The organism is Amycolatopsis mediterranei, assembly GCF_026017845.1.
GTDB classification, from domain to species: Bacteria; Actinomycetota; Actinomycetes; order Mycobacteriales; family Pseudonocardiaceae; genus Amycolatopsis; species Amycolatopsis mediterranei.
In genome coordinates, this window is the sequence record NZ_CP100416.1 from 7,726,579 (window position 1) to 7,742,977 (window position 16,399).

Consider the following 16,399-nt stretch of genomic DNA (forward strand, 5'->3'; position numbering starts at 1 on the left):
CCGATGACCGAACCTCACGTGCGGCCGGCCCGTCCGGCGGACGTGAGTTCGTTCGCCGCCGAGTTGGGTGATCCGGGATTCTTTGTCGATCGAATGAGCCGCCATTTGCAGGGAAGAGGTGTGCTCTTCCTCGCTTTGCTCGATCACCGCCCGGCAGGTGTTGTCTACCTGTGGCTCGAGGACGCCGAAGAACCCCCGCTCCGCCGGCATCTTCCCGGTGTCCCTCTGCTCACCCACCTCGAGGTACACCGAGACCTGCGCAACCTTGGGATCGGAGCTGCGCTGGTCGAGGCGGTCGAGCGGTATTCCGCCGAGCACAACCGCGACCGGGTGACCTTGGCGGTCCGCACGGACAACAGCGCGGCGGCCCGCCTGTACGACCGTTTGGGCTACCGGGACTGGGGGCACGGCAGCATCACTTGCTACGCGCAAAGGGTGCTGCCGAACGGCGGCATCCTGGTGGAGCCGGAACACTGTCACGTGCTCGTCAAGCAGCTGCTGCCGGTCAAACCCGCGCCGCGATCCAAGGCATTACCGATCGGCCGTCTCGTCCTCATGAGAGGGACCTCGACCTCGGTCCGTGCCAGCAATGGAATGTCCAAGGCTTCGAGGGCGTGCCCGACACCCGAACCGCCGCGGTGATCCCGTCTGAGGTCGGTGATCCGCTGGCGCCAGCGCACACAGTCCTGCTGCCACGCACGCAGGTACCGCAGGCACAGCTCCGGCGTGATCAGCTCGCTGCGGCCGACCGCCGCCTTGAGCGCGTCGACCATCCGCGCCTGCTGGGCCGCCTCGATCGGCGACGCCTGCACCAGCTTGATCGTCTCCCGGATGATCCGGCGGCGATCGTTGAGGAACTCGCGCCAGTACGCCTTGGTGGCCTGCGCCAGGCCGAGGTGGTTGTCGAACAACCCGAACACGCCTTCGGCCAGGGTGTCGCCCAGTTCCTCACCGCGGGCGCGCCGGGGGTCGCGGTAGGGGTCGTAGTCCTTCTGCTTCGCTTTGCCCGTGGTCGCGGACGGTCGCAGTTTCATGCCGTCCAGCAGGAAGAACCAGTCTTCGTTGTAGATGTTCGGGAAGAACGAAGTGAACGCGGCTTCGCCGACCTCGAGCGCGCCGCCACCGATGAAAGTGTCCTGCTTCTGCCCCGCGTCCCGGATGGCGTGGCACACGACGGAGTTGTCCGGCATGCCCTCGTTGGCCAGGCCGACCACCGGGTACTCGTCGAGGAGACCGGCCGCGACGCCGAGGTCCGCGGGGTTCGGCAGCTCGATGTCGTCGTCGAGGAAGAGGATCCGCTTCCAGCCGGCGAGCACCGCGATGAGCAGCCCCAGATTGCGCTTGTAGCTCGTGTCGGTCTGCCGCCGGAACCGGGTGAACCGAAGGATCTGGTCGGTGGCGAACGTGGGCACGAGGCCGGGGTTCAGCAGATCGGTGTCGATGGCGAGCGCGCGGACGCCGGCGTTCTTGGCCGCCAGGGCCGCGGCGGACGCGGTGGACCGGAGGCTGCAGAGCAGCAGGAGGAACACGTCGCGTTCCTTCGCCACGGCGATGGCCTGCCGCAGGTAGGCAGCCGGCCGTCCGGTGGGGACGATGATCGCGTCCATGGCCGCACCAGGAGCGTCCGCCACATCGATGTGGGCCAGCAGGTCCTGATGGGACTTGTGCTGCCGCGCGTTCACGCGGCGGCCTCGGGCCACTCGTGCAACCGGTTCTCCTCGAGGGTCCAGTCGGGGGTCAGCCCCTGTCCCCCGACGACAGGCACGCGGCTGATGATGCTGAAGGATTCCACATCGCCGAACCGGTCTTGCACGTACTCGGAATTCCGGTCGCGGAACCGCGCGTCGGTCAGCGCGCGAACCGCTCCGAGCGTGCCACGACCGTACATACCATTGCACACGGTCACGGTGCGCTTTTGGTTGAACGGACTTTTACCGCGGTAGAAGTGGGCGACGTCTTCCAGCAGGTGACCCTGCCGGTCGAGCTGCGGTTCGAACAGGCGTGCCCCGCCGTCCCGCTGCACCCGGAACCCGCCGTGCTCGGCGTCGTCCTCCCGGGCGACCTGGTCCACGGGCAGCTCCACCCGCTCGATCACGTCCCGGGTCACCGAGTTCCAGTCGACGCCGCCGAGCAGCACGAGGTGGCTCGTGTAGTCGTCCGCCTCCAGTTCCTCGCTGGTGCAGAACGTGACGTTGTTGTCCGGGTTGCGCGCGCGGATGTGCCCGAACAGCTCGATCAGCGCGTCCGGGTCGGCGTAGGTGTACAGCGAGACGAAGTCGGCGCTCTCCGGGTCAGCATAGGACAGGTGCCGCCGGTACTTCTCCGGCAGCCGCGCGCACACGATCGTGATGTTCTGGCCTTGTTCGAAGGTCCAGATGTCAGCCACCGGGGCCGGCGGCGCGACATTCGCCCGGCCGTCGCGAAGCGCCAGGAGCTCGTCCAGAAGTTCCTCGCGCCGCGCCCGCTCCTCGTCCGTCAGTTGTCCGACGGGGAGGACGCGCAGCGTGCCGCCGTCCAGCGACCGCCGGGTCGCGAACAGCGTCGCGTAGGTGTCGAGCCGCCTGGTCGGCGGCGTGACCGGCTTTTCCGTGTTCTCCCACGACGAGATCAAGGAGATGCTGAGGGACTTGCTGCCGCCGAGCGCCTTTGCGAGCTGCGCCTGAGTGATCCCGGCTTCGGGCCACTGGGTCTCGCGCAGCGCGCGCAGGCGGTGAGCGAGCGCGGACCACTGTGCCTGCTGGACTGCGGCCAAGACTTCGCCACCCTTCAGGATTTCAGTAGCGCGGGCGAGTCCCGGACTTTACTCCCCGGCATGACAGCTGAGGGCCGAGGCGACTCGATCGCTCCGGGTATTCCACGCCCTACAGTCTCCTTGACTGAACTTCAGTTTCGGCCTGAAGGCAGGGGCGGGACATGACTACTCCAGCCCAGCACCCCCTCCACCGGGCCATGGTGGCGGTCGACATCGAAGGCTCGACGACGCGGACCAACCCGCCGGGCCCGGTACGGCGAGGACGTCGACATCGTCTGCCGCTTCGTCGACACGCAGGAACTCCGGCGGCAGCTGAGTATCACGGCCACTCCGCTGGTGGTCGTCATTTCACCGGAGATGCACCGCTTCGTCGTCCGGCACGGCTACCGGGGATCGATCACATCGCGTACTTCCAGACGGTGCCGATAAAGTCGGCACCCAGCGGGTCCGCGGGTGGCTGCATGTTCCAGAGGCCGTCGCGGCGGTCTTCCCGACGGTGACATGTCCGACCCGCCCGTCTCGGATCCGTGGCAAGGCGATCAGCCGGGTTCAGCGCCTGCCCAGGACCTCGGTAACCAGCGTGGACAATTCCCCGCCATGCCACGAGCTGGCCGAGAACCTCTCCTGGGCTATTCCCTGCCAAGGGGTGTTCTCCGGTCCCGACGTCAGCCGCCCGTCAGCCGTGAGCGTCCCGATTTCCTGAGCCGCAACGCCTTCTCCTCGCAGAGCCTCCGTCACCCGTTGGACGTCCCCGGCCCCGGCCGCTACGACGAGACCCCAGTCGCCCCAAGTCTGGGCGAGGGCGAATGGGGGTAACCCACACTGCTCGGCCACCGAAGCCGGCCACTCGTCCAGCTCGAACTCGCCTGTGACCGCCGCACCGAGGCCGTTCGCTTCGCACAGCGTGCGGACCGTGGCGAAGAGGCCGTCCGAGACGTCCATTGTCGCGCGGGCGAGACCGGTTGCCGCCAGCACCCGGCCCGCCTTCAGCTGGGCCGTCGGACGGCAGGCGCGCCGCCACACCTCTGCCCGGTCCGGCTGCGGGAGCGTTGCCTGGCCCGTCTCCAATAGGGCCGCGGCCCAGAGGTACCCGGGGGAACCGACCAGGATAAGACGGTCGCCGCGCTGGGCTCCGGACCTCCTGAGCCTCCTGCCCGGACCACACCGGCCGATGGCCGTCGCCGTCAGCTGGACGACTTCGCCGTCGCGGATGTCGCCGCCCGCGACCTTGGTTCCGTGCGCCACGCAACAGTCGTCGACGCCGTCGAGCAGGCGCTCGAACTCGCCTACCGTCGTCGCCTTGGGCAGGGTGTAGTTGACGACCAGCCCGAGCGGCTCCGCGCCTGCTGCGGCCAGGTCCGAGAGGTTGATCGTCGCCAGCAGCCAGCCCGCGTGGTACAGATCCGGTTCGCGCAAGAGGTTGACCAGCGGCGTCGGGCAACTGTCCGTGGTCGCGACCAGTTCGCTCCGCGCACTTACCGCGCCTAGCAAGGCGCTGTCGTCGCCGAAACCCTCCACGGCACCGTAGCGCGGCTGGAAGACCTTCTCCTGGATGCCCCGTTCACCCAGGTCGCCGAGGGTGAGTTCAGTTGTGCCGGACATGATCCGCCAATCGAGACGCGACGACCGAGTGGTCGCTCGAGTAGTTGTGCGGCAGGTCGCCGTAGGGCAGCTCGCTCCCGCTCGAAGCGAACAGCATCAAGTTGCAGATCCGGGTGCCGGGATACAACAGCACCGGGTGCCGGAGGTGGTTGACGATCTCCAGCGTGAGCACGGCGCCGGTGTCCCGCCCGAAGCCGGGACTGACCTGGCCGCACAACACCACACTGATCCCGAGCCGCGCGTAGTCGCTGGTCCCGTCGACCAGGCCGGCGAGGTTCTCGGAAAGCCCGATCTTCTCCAGGGTCGGCGCGAGCACGACTTCGCCGGGCTCGACGACCAGCCGCCCCCGTGCATCCGGCTCCTTGAGGATCAGTTCGGGGTGGGTCGACCGGTCCGCGACGTCGACCGGGCCGGTCGTCATCAGTGTGAACGCCTCGTGCCCGAGCCGCAGGCTGAGCGCGGCCGGGCGCACGAGCGCGGCGTCGAACGGCTCGACCCACAGCTCACCGTTCTCGCGGGCCCGTCGGATCGCCCGATCGGTCAGCACGCCGACCTCCACCTGGGCTTTCGGCTCCATGGACGTCATAGTGCGACCTCGCTGTCGAGAGTCGACAGAAGTTCGGTCACGAGCTCCACGAAGTCGGCGTCGGTCAGACCGAAGTTCGGCTGGTCGTCGCTTTCGCCTGGCTCGCAGTAGACGACGGTGGTAGGGGTTCGCCGCGGTCCCTGCACGACGACCGTCGCCGTCAACCCCGCGTCGATCGGGCGCACCGTGTGCACAATCGAGGTGTCGCACGTGTACACATCTCCACTTTGGACGTGCGGTACGCCGCGGCGCCTGAGCCGGACCTCGCCGTCGGCGGCGAGGGCCGCCGGGTTCGCCGGGTCGCTGCCGTAGCGGTACCGCTGATACGGCCTGCCACCCTCGGTGGTCTCCGCGAAGTCGACCATGTGCATGCCTGTTCCCGTGAGCACGTAGGAAGCGAACTCCCAGCGATGGCTGTGCGGATTGGACTCGCCGCGCGAAGGTGTCTCACTGCGCGGCCACACGTGGAGGCGAATCCGGAACTCGGGATCGACGCTCGTGTGAAGAACGATCTTCGCGAAGCCGTTCGGGTGCCAGTACGAGCGTTTCGCGATCTCGGCGACCGCCGCTTGGTCGGCGATCAGCTCGCGCAGCCAGGCGGCGAGCTCGCGCCGAGCGGCGCGTACCTGCCCGGCCGCTGCTTCAAGCCGGCCAAGGCCGGGCCTGGAGTCGTTGTCGCGCAGGGTTTCCGCAATCAGGCGCCGGAAAGCGTGACCGGCCGTCCGGTCGGCGGCCACGACGAAAGAAAGGGTCGTGCTCATCGTGCGAGGTTTCTCTATTCTGCGACTGCGGACGGAAGGAACGGGGGTGCCGCGAAGGCCAGCGCCGCCGCGCGCAGGGCGGTGACGGCGTCGAGTGTCATCCAGATCGGGAGGTCACCACTCCCCCAGGCCCACAGCCCGAGGCCGGCTTCGTAGCGCTCCCAAAGAGAGCTGAGCGCGCGGCTCAGCCGGGCCCTCGGCACCTGGGGTGCCTCGGCCAGGGCCTGGACGACCCATGCAGAGGTGAAGTGCTTGATGTTGACCGGGACCTTCCCCTGGCCGCCGGGCTCGCGAAGCACGAGGTCTTCCATGATCCCGTCGTCCGGGTGGGTCCGTTCGATGAGCCACTGCGTGCCCACCTCGACGGCTTCCCGGACGTCGGCGCGATCCTGCCCGATTCGCAGGAGGTCCCGCAGGGCCACGACGGCCCGCGCAGTGTGCGCCGTCGTCGGTTCCGGGGCCACCAGGCCCGGTTCCTTCTTTTCGCCCCACAGCAGTACGCCGTGGACGTCGAGCCGGGCAGCGAGGAGATCGTCCGCGAGCCTGCGGGTCAGCGGGGCATCGGGTCCGAGCCGCACCGACGTGCGCAGCGCCGTGGCGAGCAGGAACGGCCGGGTCCGACTGTAGTCGTCGAGCGAATTCCTGAGGTGGGTCAGCCCCTCCTCGGCCGAGAGGATGGTGCTGGCCTGGAACAGCGCGTTGACGACAGCTGCGGTGACTTCCGGCCGTTTGCCCTTCGACCGGCCCTGCCAGCCATAGGGGGACTGCTTGGCGTAGAGGCGCTCCACGACCGCATGTAGGTCGATGTAGGGCTCGCCTACCACGACCATCGCGCTTATCCCGTAGGCGGTGGCGAGCGTGGTGTGCTCGCCGTGCTGCTGGAGGTTGTGCCGCCAGCCGACCGGACGGCCGTCGTCATCGCGGATCAGGTGGCCGGCCAGGCTGCGCCCGGCCAGGCGGAAGACGTCGAGCAGCGAGGAGCTCGCTGGCCGCGCCCCCACGGCCGCCGAACCGGGGGAACGAGCTGCTTCCACCAGGTGGAACAGCGCATTCGCTGCGCCGAAATGATCGTCGAGGAGCCGGGCGTTCTCCACCGACGGGAGGTGGCGCCCGGCCTCCCACTGCGCCAGGTTGGGCCGGCTGACCCCGACGACCCGGGCCACGCCCGCTTGCGTCTGCTTGGCGGCATTGCGCAACCGCCGCAACTCGGCACCTACCTGTTCGATGGTCACCGTTACCACATCAGTACCTATCGGCCGCGAAGCAACCGCCATATCATGTAGGTAAGCATGCGACACGGGGCTTACCTACTTAGGTAGGTCAAGTGTAGGAGGTGATAAATTGCGGACACAGAGCGCACCTTATCTCATCCTCTCTCTGCCGGAGCTCCGACATCGGGAGCCTCGTCCAGATGGGTTACCTCTCCAGGTAGTCAGCCACCAATTTGGCGCAACGGGCCGCCCCCGCACCTTGCTGGGAGTTGACGGAGAGTACCCGACGGCCGCTCTGAGCCGCTGGCGGCGGTCTAGCCGGGTGGCTGGTCAGAGGCCGACTTCTGTACCCGGCAAAAGTGCGATGCAAGGCCATACCCCCTACCTACGTACCGCCCACACGACCGGTTCGCAGCCCGGCGTCGAGAAGCCGGCCGGCACCGGCAGAACTCCGGCGGCAGCTGAGTATCACGGCCGCCCCGCTCGTGCTCGTCATTTCACCGGAGATGCACCGCTCGGTCGTCCGGCACGGCTACCCGGGGATCGATCACACCGCGTACTTCCAGACGGTCCCGATCAAAGTCGGCACCCAGCGGCTCCGCGGGTGGATCCACGTCCCGGAAGCCGCTCACCGCCAGGAGGACATGCCCGCGTAGCACGAAAAAGAGGTGGGGACCGTGGAACCGACGGGCTTCTGGGCCGAACTGGGCCCGGCCGATCGCCGCAAGGTGGCGGAGTCCGCCACGCGCCGCTCGTTCCGGCGCGGGCAGACCGTGTGCCGGGAAGGCGACCTCTCCAGTGTCGTGCTGGTGCTGCTGTCCGGGCACGTGCGGATCGTCCACGGCACGCCGGACGGGCGTGACGTCGTCGTCGGGGTGCGGAGTGCCGGTGACGTGATCGGGGAGCTCGCCGCGATCGACGACCTGCCGCGGTCCGCGACCGTCGAGGCGCTCGACGACCTCGACGTGCTCGAGATCCCCGGCGATCGGTTCGTCTCGCTGTGCCGGACGCGGTCGCGGATCTCCTGGGCGCTGCTGCTCGTGCTCTCGGCCCGGCTGCGCTCGGTCGGCCGGCAGTGGCTGGACGTCGGCGGCGGGGCCGCGGCGCGGCGCGTGGCGGCGCAGCTCATGCAACTGGCCGTCCAGCACGGCGTGCCGCGCGGGGACGACATCCGGATCGCGGTCCCGGCCACCCAGGCCGAACTGGCGATGACCGCGGCGATCTCGCGCGAGTCCTGGGCGCGCGCGACGCGCGAACTGCGTCGGCTCGGGGTGATCAGCACCGGCAGAAGACAGGTGACGATCCACCGCATGGCCGAACTTCGACGACTGGCGAGCTGAATCCCGCGCTGTGTGTCAGCTGACACAAAGCACTCGGCGAGCCGGAGGTTTCCTGGATCCACGGCAGAGGAGGGCTTTCATGGACCCCTACACCACCGCACCGGGCCGGAGCCGCTGGCGCCGGGGCGTCTACGCGGCCGGTCTCGTCATCCCGTTCACCGCGTCCCAGCTCTGGGCGCTGCTGGTGCTGCTGCGGCTCGCCCCGCTCGACGGGCTGGTCGGGCAGGCCTTCGTCCTCGTCCTGGTGGGCTCCGCGGTCGCGATCTGGGCCGGCTGGCGCTGGACCTGGCAGCTCGGCCGCGACCGCGACATCAAACCCGAGCCCGCCCCGAAGACCCGGATCCCGACATGACGTCCGGGCCGGTCATCGTCGCCGCCCTCGTGGCGGCTTCCGGTGCCGGACGTCTCCTGCGCCACCTCGGCGGCCTCCTTCGCCGCCGGCCGACCGAAAGGAGCACGGAAATGACCAGCACGCCACCGACCTTCCCGTTGCGGATCTACCATTGGCGATGGGAAATCCTGGCCGTGACGCTGCTCCCCTACGGCGTGGTGACCTTCGCCCTGTGGACCGGCCCGCTGTGGGCGTCGGCGGTCCTCGCCGCCGCGCTCGGCCTGGCGGTGCTGCGCCGCCGCCAGGTGCAGGCCCGGATCCACGCGATCCGGCTGCAGCACCGGCTGCGGGCGGTGTTCCCGCACTTGCGCCTGCCCGGCGGCCGCCTCCCGGCGATCCTGTGGAGCCGTCCCCGCGGCGGCGACATCGTCGTTTCGCTGTTCGGCCGCGAGGCGTTCGAGCACCTGCACCGCCACCGCACGGTCCTGGCCGCCGCCTGCGCGGTCCCGGAGGTCTACGTCGACCGCCACCCGAGGTACGCCGGCCTGGTGACGCTGACGATCAGCCCGACGGCCCCGAAGCGCGAACCGGGCCGGGCGTCCCTGCCGAGCAACGTCGTGCCGCTGCGGGCGCACAGCTGAGTCCCGCCGGTGCCCGGCCGCGAACCGGGCACCACACAGGGACCGCACAGAGAGAACACACGATCACCAAAGCGGCGGCCGCGATCGTAGGGGCATGACAGCCACCGCCCCCGCATCGCGGCCCGGGACCGGCCCGGTCGACCTGGCCGGCCCGCGGCCCGTTCTCGACGTCGTCATCCCGGTCTACAACGAAGAGACCGACCTCGAACCGTGCATCCGCCGGCTGCACGCTCACCTGGCCGAGCACGTCTCCTACCCGTACCGGATCACCGTCGCCGACAACGCGAGCACCGATGCGACGCTGCAGGTGGCCGAACGGCTGGCCCGGGAGTTCCCCGAGGTCGCCGTCCGGCACCTCGACGAGAAGGGCCGCGGCCGCGCGCTCAACGCCGTGTGGCAGGCCTCCGACGCCGCCGTGCTCGCCTACATGGACGTCGACCTCTCCACCGATCTCGCCGCGCTCGGGCCGCTCGTCGCGCCGTTGCTGTCCGGGCACTCCGAGCTCGCCATCGGCAGCAGGCTCGCCCGGGGGGCGCGAGTGGTGCGCGGCCCGAAGCGCGAGTTCATTTCCCGGTGCTACAACCTGATCCTCCGCTCGACGCTCGCCGCGAAGTTCAGCGACGCGCAGTGCGGCTTCAAGGCCATCCGCGCCGACGTCGCCCGCGAACTGCTGCCGCACGTGGTGGACACCGGCTGGTTCTTCGACACCGAGTTGCTCGTTCTGGCCCAGCGCGCCGGGCTGCGGATCCACGAGGTGCCGGTCGACTGGGTCGACGACCCGGACTCGTCGGTCAACATCGTCAAGACGGCCACCGAGGACCTCAAGGGCATCGCTCGCGTCACCAAAGCCACCTTCACCGGGGAAATCCCGGTCAGCAGGCTGCGCGAGCAGCTCGGCAGGCAGCCGATCGGCGTCGACGCGCCCGGCGTACCGCCGCGGCTGGTGACGCAACTGGTGCGGTTCGCCGCGATCGGCGTCAGCAGCACGCTCGCCTACCTGGTGCTGTTCCTGCTGCTGCGCACGGTCGTCGGCGCGCAGCCGGCGAACTTCGCCGCGCTGCTGGTGACGGCAGTCGGGAACACCGCGCTGAACCGGCGGCTGACGTTCGGCATCCGCGGCCGCGCCGGCGCCGGACGCCACCAGTTCGAAGGGCTGCTCGTCTTCGGCCTCGGGCTCGCGCTCACCAGCGGTTCGTTGGCCCTGCTCAACGGATCCACCGCCCCCGGCCTCGTCCTGGAGCTCACCGTGCTGGTGCTGGCGAACCTCGCCGCCACGGTGCTCCGGTTCCTGCTCCTGCGCGGCTGGGTCTTCAACCCGCGCCGCCAGGCCACCACCCAGAAGGAGTTCTGATGACCACCGTCCTGCCCGCCCCGGTTTCCGAATCGCGGCACCGCAAGGAGCCCGCCGCGCACGCACCACCGCGCTGGGTCCGCCCGGCCGCGTTCGGGCTGCTGGCCGCCACCGCGGTGCTGTACTTCTGGAACCTCACCGCGTCCGGCTACGGCAACTCCTTCTACGCCGCCGCCGTCCAGTCCGGGACGCAGAGCTGGAAGGCGTGGCTGTTCGGCTCGCTGGACTCCGGGAACGTGCTGACCGTCGACAAGCCGCCCGCGGCCCTGTGGGTCGGCACGGCGTTCGCCCGGATCTTCGGCTTCTCGAGTTTCACCGTGCTGGCCCCGCAGGCGCTGATGGGCGTGGCTTCCGTAGGAATCCTCTACCTGACGGTGAAGCGGACTTCCGGTCCGGTCGCGGGGCTGCTGGCCGGGGCGATGCTGGCGGTGACGCCGGTCGCGGCGCTGATGTTCCGCTTCAACAACCCGGACGCGCTGCTGGTGCTGCTGATGGTCGCGGGCGCCTACTTCGTCGTGCGGGCAGCGGAAAAGGCGAGCCCGCGGTGGCTGGCGCTGGCCGGGGTGGCGATCGGGTTCGGCTTCCTGGCGAAGATGATGCAGGCGTTCCTGGTGCTGCCGGCGTTCGGGCTGTTGTACCTGCTCGCGGCGCCGACGTCGCTGGGCAAGCGGCTGCTGCACCTCGGTGGCGCGGTCGTGGCGCTGGTCGTCTCGGCGGGCTGGTTCATCGCGCTGGTGGACCTGTGGCCGACGGCGTCGCGGCCGTACATCGGCGGGTCCGAAGGGGACAGTCTGCTCGAACTTGCCTTGGGCTACAACGGGTTGGGCCGCATCTTCGGTGGCGAAGGCAACGGCGGCATGGGCGGCGGCGGCATGGGCGGCAACACCGGGTTCGGCGGGTCGACGGGCCTGTTCCGGATGTTCGGCGCCAGCTTCGGCACGGAGATCTCGTGGCTGCTGCCGGCCGCGCTGATCGGGCTGGTCGCCGGGCTGTGGTTCACCCGCCGCGCGCCGCGGACGGACAAGACCCGGGCGGCGCTGGTGCTGTGGGGCGGCTGGCTGGTCGTGACGGCGCTGGTGTTCAGCTTCATGAGCGGCACCGTGCACCCGTACTACGCGGTCGCTCTGGCCCCCGCGATCGCCGCGCTGGTCGCGATTTCGGGCCGCGCGCTGTGGCAGGGCCGGGCGCACCTGGCCCCGCGGGCGACGCTGGCCGGAATGGTCGTGGCGACGGCGGTGTGGTCGTTCATCCTGCTGGACCGGACGCCGGAGTGGTTCCCGGCGCTGCGCTGGATCGTCGCGGTGCTCGGGGTGCTGGTGGGCACGGTGCTGGTGATGGGCATCCCGGCAACGCGCCGGGCGGTCGCGCTCGTGGCGACGGCGGTGGTCCTGACGATCGGCGTGTCGTCGGCGGCGTACGGCGTCGAGACGGCGTCGGTGGCGCACACGGGATCGATCCCGACGTCGGGTCCGACGTCGAGCGCCATGGGTGGCTTCGACGACTCCTCGAGCGCGGTCGGCTCCTTGCTCGCCAAGACGACGACGAAGTGGGCAGCGGCGACAACGGGTTCGCAGAGCGCGGCATCCCTGGAGCTGGCGAGCGGCAAGGCGGTGATCGGCATCGGCGGCTGGAGCGGCTCGGACCCGGCCCCGACACTGGCCGAGTTCAAGGCGTACGTGGCAGCGGGCGAAGTCAAGTACTACATCGAGGGCGGCCGAGGAGGTGGGCCGGGCGGCGGCTCGTCGGAGATCACGGACTGGGTGACGGCGAACTTCACCGCCACCACGGTGGACGGCCAGACGGTGTACGACCTGCAGAGCTGACGGCGGGCGCCCGGGCTTCTCCGGAAGCCCGGGCATCAGTCGGCGGACGCATGCGTGATCTCACGCGTGCCCTGGGCCTCTGCGTTGTAGTGGGCGCCTCCTACCACGGTCGTCTTGACCAGCGTCTCGAAGTGTTTCGACTTCCGCTGCTGGCGGAGAAATTTGCGATCACGCAGCAGTTCGGCCGCAGCCGCCGTGCCGAAGCCCCAACAGCCGGCCAGGATGACGATCTCGGATTTCTTCGGTGCCAGCGGGTTCACCGCCCGGATGATCAGCCCGTAGTCGCTGGTCGGGTTGCCGACCTTGTCGTATTGTGGAGCGGAAGCCGAACCGGTTGTGCGGTCGATCACCGCGTTGCCGACTCCTGCGTTCCAGGTGAACTCGTAGGAGAGCACTCGATCGAGCTCCCTCATCATCGTCTCGGTCACGGAATTTCCGTCCGGGCCGCCAATCAGCACCAGATCTTTGCGACGATCTCCGGAATTCATTTCTTTGGTCTCGACGATCTTTCCTTCGAAACCCAGTTCACGGAGCTGGTTTTGGATATCGACAAGAGCGAGGATATCCCCCTTGCCCACCATCCCCGATTTCTCCCATTTGTTGAGGGGTTCGAAGTCCGGGGCACCGATGACGATGAGTGGCGTGCGATCGCAGAGTGATCTCCAGAACCTACGGGCGCGCAGCAGTTTGAGACGCCTCCGCGTTCTCGTGACCAGCCACACCGCCGTGCCACCGATCGCCGCGGCGATCAGGTTGATCGAAATTTCGGGGAACGCGCCGAGGACCAGGCCGCCGAAACCTTCGTGTGTCAGCACCATTCCGCGACCACCCCTCACCGGTCGTCAACGCCGTGAGCGACAACCCTACCCGTCGGTGAGTTGATTTTCCCGCAGCGCGACGCCGGTCGACGATCTACTGACACTATGTCCTTGAAATGACCCGAGAACACTGAGGTGACCCCCGAACGGCGGATTGACGAATAGCCATAACCTCGGAACGTGTTTAAGACCTCGAGCACAGGTGGCGGCTGGAGTCTCCGACGAGATCCACCCTCGCTCGCCGTTCCGTAGATCGCCAACCGCCCGCTCCCCTCATGAATCGGTCATCGCACCTGCCCGCCGCAATCGTCTGCAGTGGGAAGCCGGGGACTGCCTGCAGCACCGTGAAGTACGCGCGGCCCGATGCTGTCGAGCCGGACAGCTCGAGCGCTACGTTCGTCGTCACGTGCTTCGTCCGCGGGGTTCCGTCCTCGTACACGATCACCGACTCGTGCAACATCCGCTCGACCTCCGCGGCGCCCCGCAGCACACCGCTACTGCCCACGAACGTCCCCTCCGCGAACAACTCACCCACCCCCGCGAAGTCTCCCGCGTCGACCAGCGCCGCGTAAGAAAAGATCAAGTTCTCCGACGCGCGTGGCAGTTGTCCACGGGAACGATCTTACAGAGAAAGGGCAGGCCATGGATCGTCGCAGTCTGCTCAAATCGGGACCGTCACCGTCGCCGGAATGGCGATCGCAGGCGCTGGGACCGGAACCGCCGCCGGAACCGACCGCACCGGCCTGCCGCCCGGGCCCGCGATACTTGAGGACCGTCGGGCCCACAAACTCTGGTTCCAGTTCGATGCAATCGCGCTCTACCACTTTTCCCAGGAATTCAGGACGCCTACGCCGTCCTCTTCCCCTCATCCAGCAAACGCCCCGGAGGGCCTGTACGAGAAATGGCGGGAGCTGAGCCGGGATCCTGCATACCCGAAGAACTACGCCGAGTTCGTCGAGCCGATCGAAGGGCCGCCGACCACCCTCTCGAAACTGCAGCTGGACAACTTCGACCACTTCTACCGTGGTGACGAAGCCGGGCTGGTCAAAGCATTCGCCGCCTTCGGGCAGGGCATCTTGTTCGATCCGCGGCGGGCGCCGGAAGAGTCGGAAGTGCACACCATGAACGGCAACCCGCCGAGCGGCTACCACTTCTGGCACTCCGTCGTGTGCGCGCAGCTCGTCCAGGGCATCGACCGGCACCGGTGGGCACGGATCGACCCGATGACCGGCTTCGGCTGGCCGCTACAATCCATCGTTAAACCCGACCACCGGCACGTCAACCCCGCTCTGCCGCGCGATCAGGTGCGCTCGCTGCCCCGGTACTGGCTGCAGCGCTCGCCCGCCGAACTTGATCAGGACTTCCGGCCAGCTCCCTGCCTCGCCTGAGTGTCCAGCACCCGCTGGTACGCCGCCCGCAGCGTGGGCCCGGTGCGCCCCCGACGCGCTCGTCGAGGAGGCGGCGGCCCCGGTGGTACACCGCGACCGCGTCTGCCGCCCCGCCGCCCGCGCAGAGCGCCGCTACGAGCAGAGCCTGCGCGCGTTCCCGCATCCGGAGTTCGAGGACGAACGCGGTCACGTCGTGCACCGCGCGCAAGTGGTCACCCGGCGCGATCTCGGCTTCGATCCGGTCCTCCAGCACGGCCAGCCGTAGTTCGTCGAACCGCGCCGCTTCGCCCGCGCGGAGCGGCTCGGCGACGGCGTCGAGCACCGGACCGCGCCACAGCGCCAATACGGCGCGGAACAGCTCACCGGCGCGGGCCGGGCGGTCCGCACGCAGCTCGCCGTCCCCCGAATACGCCAGCCGTGAGAGCTCTTCGGCTTCGACGGTTCCTCCGGGCGTCAGCAGATAGCCGCCGCCGGCCCGCACGAGCCGCGCCGGGCGCCCAAGGGCTTTGCGCAGCCGGGAGACGTACGCGCACACCTGCACGTCGACCGTCGACTGCCGTTCGTCGGCCCGCAGCAGGGAAATCAGCCGCTCGTCGAGCACCACGCGCCCACGCGCCGACAGCAAGGCCGCCAGCAGCGTCCGCGGCTTGCGCCCGCCGAGCGCGGCCCGGCGGCCGACGGCGCGCGACACCGCCAGCGGCCCGAGAATCGGGAACTCCATCCCCACCCCCTTTCCACGGTACCCGGAAAGTCTCAGCCGCCCCTTAGGTTCGGCGCGGATCATGGAGAGCAGAGGGGATGAGGAGGCCGCGATGATCACCACCCGTCCGGGTTACCCACGCTGGCACACCGCGAGTGCGCAGGGGCCGCGCTCACTCAACGCAGACGCCGTCGGGGCGTACGCCGCCGCAGGCGGCCCGGGCATCGCGTTCGCCCTGGCCGACGGCGTCGGGGACGATCCCACTGCCGCGCGCGCCGCCCGCACCGCCGCCGCGGCCGCCGCCCGCACGCCGGTCCACAAAGGACCGGTCGAGGCCGTGCTGGCCGCGCAGCGCGCGGTGCGCGAGCAAACACTCGGCGACGCCGTGCTCGTCGTCGCCATGCCGGCCGAGCACGGCGGCTACCGCATCGCCTGGGTGGGTGACGCCCGCGCGTACGCCTGGGACGGCACCACGCTGAGCCCCCTCACGACCGACCACACGCTCGCCGAGTTCTTCCGTGCGCGCCACCAGCCGGTGACGCCGCGGATGGAGCACGTCGTCACCACCAGCGTCCGCACCGCCGAAGCACACGAGATCGGCACGGCGGAGACGACGAGCGCGGGCCTCCTGCTGACCAGCGACGGCATCCACAAGCCGCTCACCGGCAGCGGCATCCGCGCGGTACTCGCGCAGCCGGGAACGGGCGCGGCAGAGCTGGTCGAAGCAGCCCTCGCCCGCGGCGGCTCGGACAACGCAACGGCCCTCTACGTCGAACCCCTGGAGGCGGCCGACAACACAACGGTCCGATTTCCCATCGCCGCGTGAACCCGGCTCGCAGGACTGAAATGCTCCCGGGCTGGGGTGACGGTGCGTGCACCAAACGCTCCACCCCTGCCAACCGGCCACACCCCCGCCAACCGCCCACACCTCCGGCCCGATCCGCTCGCCCCTGCCGACCGCCCGCACCTCCGCCCCGATCCGCCCACCCCTGCCGACCGGCCACACCCCCTGCCGAACCGATACGCAGCCGCATCAGCGGCCGGGGCCCCCGGGGCAAGCCCCCCGTGCCCCCCTGTACCCGCGGGGCCGCCGCG

General features: G+C 69.4%; 17 protein-coding genes and 1 pseudogene. 9 read left to right on the forward strand and 9 right to left on the reverse strand.

The features are described 5' to 3' along the window. Window positions 1-93 precede the first annotated feature (93 nt). Window positions 94-390: pseudogene (locus ISP_RS34610) on the forward strand (GNAT family N-acetyltransferase); the annotation flags it as partial. An 86-nt stretch (window positions 391-476) separates the two neighbouring features. Here ISP_RS34610 and ISP_RS34615 read toward each other — a convergent pair. The 6 genes from ISP_RS34615 to ISP_RS34640 form a co-directional block, all read right to left on the reverse strand. Further along, a complete protein-coding gene (locus ISP_RS34615; protein ID WP_230468495.1) occupies window positions 477-1,682 on the reverse strand; it encodes a hypothetical protein in 1,206 nt (401 codons plus the stop codon). Continuing rightward, complete coding sequence (locus tag ISP_RS34620; protein WP_013228520.1) at window positions 1,679-2,752, reverse strand: helix-turn-helix domain-containing protein; 1,074 nt, start codon at window positions 2,750-2,752, stop codon at window positions 1,679-1,681. Before ISP_RS34620 ends, ISP_RS34615 begins: the two co-directional genes overlap by 4 nt. A gap of 549 nt (window positions 2,753-3,301) precedes the next feature. Next, complete coding sequence (locus ISP_RS34625) at window positions 3,302-4,354, reverse strand: thiamine-phosphate kinase (RefSeq protein ID WP_013228521.1); 1,053 nt, start codon at window positions 4,352-4,354, stop codon at window positions 3,302-3,304. Continuing rightward, the gene (gene dcd / locus ISP_RS34630; protein WP_013228522.1) at window positions 4,338-4,940 is read right to left on the reverse strand and encodes a dCTP deaminase; all 603 of its coding nucleotides are present in this window, start codon (window positions 4,938-4,940) and stop codon (window positions 4,338-4,340) included. Before dcd ends, ISP_RS34625 begins: the two co-directional genes overlap by 17 nt. Continuing rightward, the gene (locus tag ISP_RS34635) at window positions 4,937-5,701 is read right to left on the reverse strand and encodes a hypothetical protein (protein ID WP_013228523.1); all 765 of its coding nucleotides are present in this window, start codon (window positions 5,699-5,701) and stop codon (window positions 4,937-4,939) included. Before ISP_RS34635 ends, dcd begins: the two co-directional genes overlap by 4 nt. A gap of 14 nt (window positions 5,702-5,715) precedes the next feature. Continuing rightward, window positions 5,716-6,933, reverse strand: coding sequence for a helix-turn-helix transcriptional regulator (locus tag ISP_RS34640; protein WP_013228524.1), 1,218 nt, complete (start codon window positions 6,931-6,933; stop codon window positions 5,716-5,718). A gap of 464 nt (window positions 6,934-7,397) precedes the next feature. Here ISP_RS34640 and ISP_RS34645 point away from each other — a divergent pair, with 464 nt between their 5' ends. The 6 genes from ISP_RS34645 (at window position 7,398) to ISP_RS34670 (ending at window position 12,398) form a co-directional block, all read left to right on the forward strand. Further along, window positions 7,398-7,568, forward strand: coding sequence for a hypothetical protein (locus tag ISP_RS34645; RefSeq protein WP_014467515.1), 171 nt, complete (start codon window positions 7,398-7,400; stop codon window positions 7,566-7,568). 21 nt (window positions 7,569-7,589) lie between these two features. Further along, the gene (locus ISP_RS34650) at window positions 7,590-8,252 is read left to right on the forward strand and encodes a Crp/Fnr family transcriptional regulator (RefSeq protein ID WP_230468496.1); all 663 of its coding nucleotides are present in this window, start codon (window positions 7,590-7,592) and stop codon (window positions 8,250-8,252) included. 79 nt (window positions 8,253-8,331) lie between these two features. Beyond that, a complete protein-coding gene (locus ISP_RS34655; protein WP_013228526.1) occupies window positions 8,332-8,604 on the forward strand; it encodes a hypothetical protein in 273 nt (90 codons plus the stop codon). A 110-nt stretch (window positions 8,605-8,714) separates the two neighbouring features. Then, entirely contained in the window at window positions 8,715-9,224 is a 510-nt protein-coding gene (locus tag ISP_RS34660; RefSeq protein ID WP_013228527.1) for a hypothetical protein, read from the forward strand. Window positions 9,225-9,318: 94 nt separating this feature from the next. Beyond that, on the forward strand, window positions 9,319-10,575 hold the full coding sequence (locus tag ISP_RS34665; RefSeq protein ID WP_013228528.1) for a bifunctional glycosyltransferase family 2/GtrA family protein: 1,257 nt from the start codon (window positions 9,319-9,321) through the stop codon (window positions 10,573-10,575). Beyond that, on the forward strand, window positions 10,575-12,398 hold the full coding sequence (locus ISP_RS34670) for an ArnT family glycosyltransferase (RefSeq protein ID WP_013228529.1): 1,824 nt from the start codon (window positions 10,575-10,577) through the stop codon (window positions 12,396-12,398). The genes ISP_RS34665 and ISP_RS34670 overlap by 1 nt, the downstream gene beginning before the upstream one ends. 35 nt (window positions 12,399-12,433) lie before the next feature. Here ISP_RS34670 and ISP_RS34675 read toward each other — a convergent pair whose 3' ends face one another. Further along, window positions 12,434-13,216, reverse strand: coding sequence for a hypothetical protein (locus tag ISP_RS34675; protein WP_013228530.1), 783 nt, complete (start codon window positions 13,214-13,216; stop codon window positions 12,434-12,436). A gap of 184 nt (window positions 13,217-13,400) precedes the next feature. Next, window positions 13,401-13,799, reverse strand: a complete 399-nt coding sequence (locus tag ISP_RS34680; RefSeq protein ID WP_013228531.1) for a nuclear transport factor 2 family protein — start codon at window positions 13,797-13,799, stop codon at window positions 13,401-13,403. 106 nt (window positions 13,800-13,905) lie between these two features. Between ISP_RS34680 and ISP_RS34685 the strand changes: the two genes are divergently transcribed. Then, window positions 13,906-14,604, forward strand: a complete 699-nt coding sequence (locus tag ISP_RS34685; protein ID WP_034285781.1) for a hypothetical protein — start codon at window positions 13,906-13,908, stop codon at window positions 14,602-14,604. Here ISP_RS34685 and ISP_RS34690 read toward each other — a convergent pair. Beyond that, window positions 14,495-15,325 (reverse strand): AfsR/SARP family transcriptional regulator, encoded by an 831-nt coding sequence (locus tag ISP_RS34690; RefSeq protein WP_013228532.1) that lies wholly within the window; start codon window positions 15,323-15,325, stop codon window positions 14,495-14,497. The two genes, ISP_RS34685 and ISP_RS34690, sit on opposite strands and share 110 nt — an antisense overlap. Window positions 15,326-15,416: 91 nt before the next feature. On the opposite strand from ISP_RS34690, the gene ISP_RS34695 reads away from it, so the two are divergent. Further along, the gene (locus ISP_RS34695) at window positions 15,417-16,130 is read left to right on the forward strand and encodes a PP2C family protein-serine/threonine phosphatase (RefSeq protein WP_013228533.1); all 714 of its coding nucleotides are present in this window, start codon (window positions 15,417-15,419) and stop codon (window positions 16,128-16,130) included. The last annotated feature ends 269 nt before the right edge of the window (window positions 16,131-16,399 follow it).

Bases quoted from the DNA above. Each gene is read 5' to 3' on its own strand.
- ISP_RS34665 (WP_013228528.1), top strand. From the start codon at position 9,319: ATGACAGCCACCGCCCCCGCATCGCGGCCCGGGACCGGCCCGGTCGAC.
- ISP_RS34685 (WP_034285781.1), top strand. From the start codon at position 13,906: ATGGCGATCGCAGGCGCTGGGACCGGAACCGCCGCCGGAACCGACCGC.
- ISP_RS34635 (WP_013228523.1), bottom strand. From the start codon at position 5,701: ATGAGCACGACCCTTTCTTTCGTCGTGGCCGCCGACCGGACGGCCGGT.
- dcd (WP_013228522.1), bottom strand. From the start codon at position 4,940: ATGACGTCCATGGAGCCGAAAGCCCAGGTGGAGGTCGGCGTGCTGACC.
- ISP_RS34695 (WP_013228533.1), top strand. From the start codon at position 15,417: ATGATCACCACCCGTCCGGGTTACCCACGCTGGCACACCGCGAGTGCG.
- ISP_RS34660 (WP_013228527.1), top strand. From the start codon at position 8,715: ATGACCAGCACGCCACCGACCTTCCCGTTGCGGATCTACCATTGGCGA.
- ISP_RS34670 (WP_013228529.1), top strand. From the start codon at position 10,575: ATGACCACCGTCCTGCCCGCCCCGGTTTCCGAATCGCGGCACCGCAAG.
- ISP_RS34675 (WP_013228530.1), bottom strand. From the start codon at position 13,216: ATGGTGCTGACACACGAAGGTTTCGGCGGCCTGGTCCTCGGCGCGTTC.
- ISP_RS34690 (WP_013228532.1), bottom strand. From the start codon at position 15,325: ATGGAGTTCCCGATTCTCGGGCCGCTGGCGGTGTCGCGCGCCGTCGGC.
- ISP_RS34655 (WP_013228526.1), top strand. From the start codon at position 8,332: ATGGACCCCTACACCACCGCACCGGGCCGGAGCCGCTGGCGCCGGGGC.
- ISP_RS34625 (WP_013228521.1), bottom strand. From the start codon at position 4,354: ATGTCCGGCACAACTGAACTCACCCTCGGCGACCTGGGTGAACGGGGC.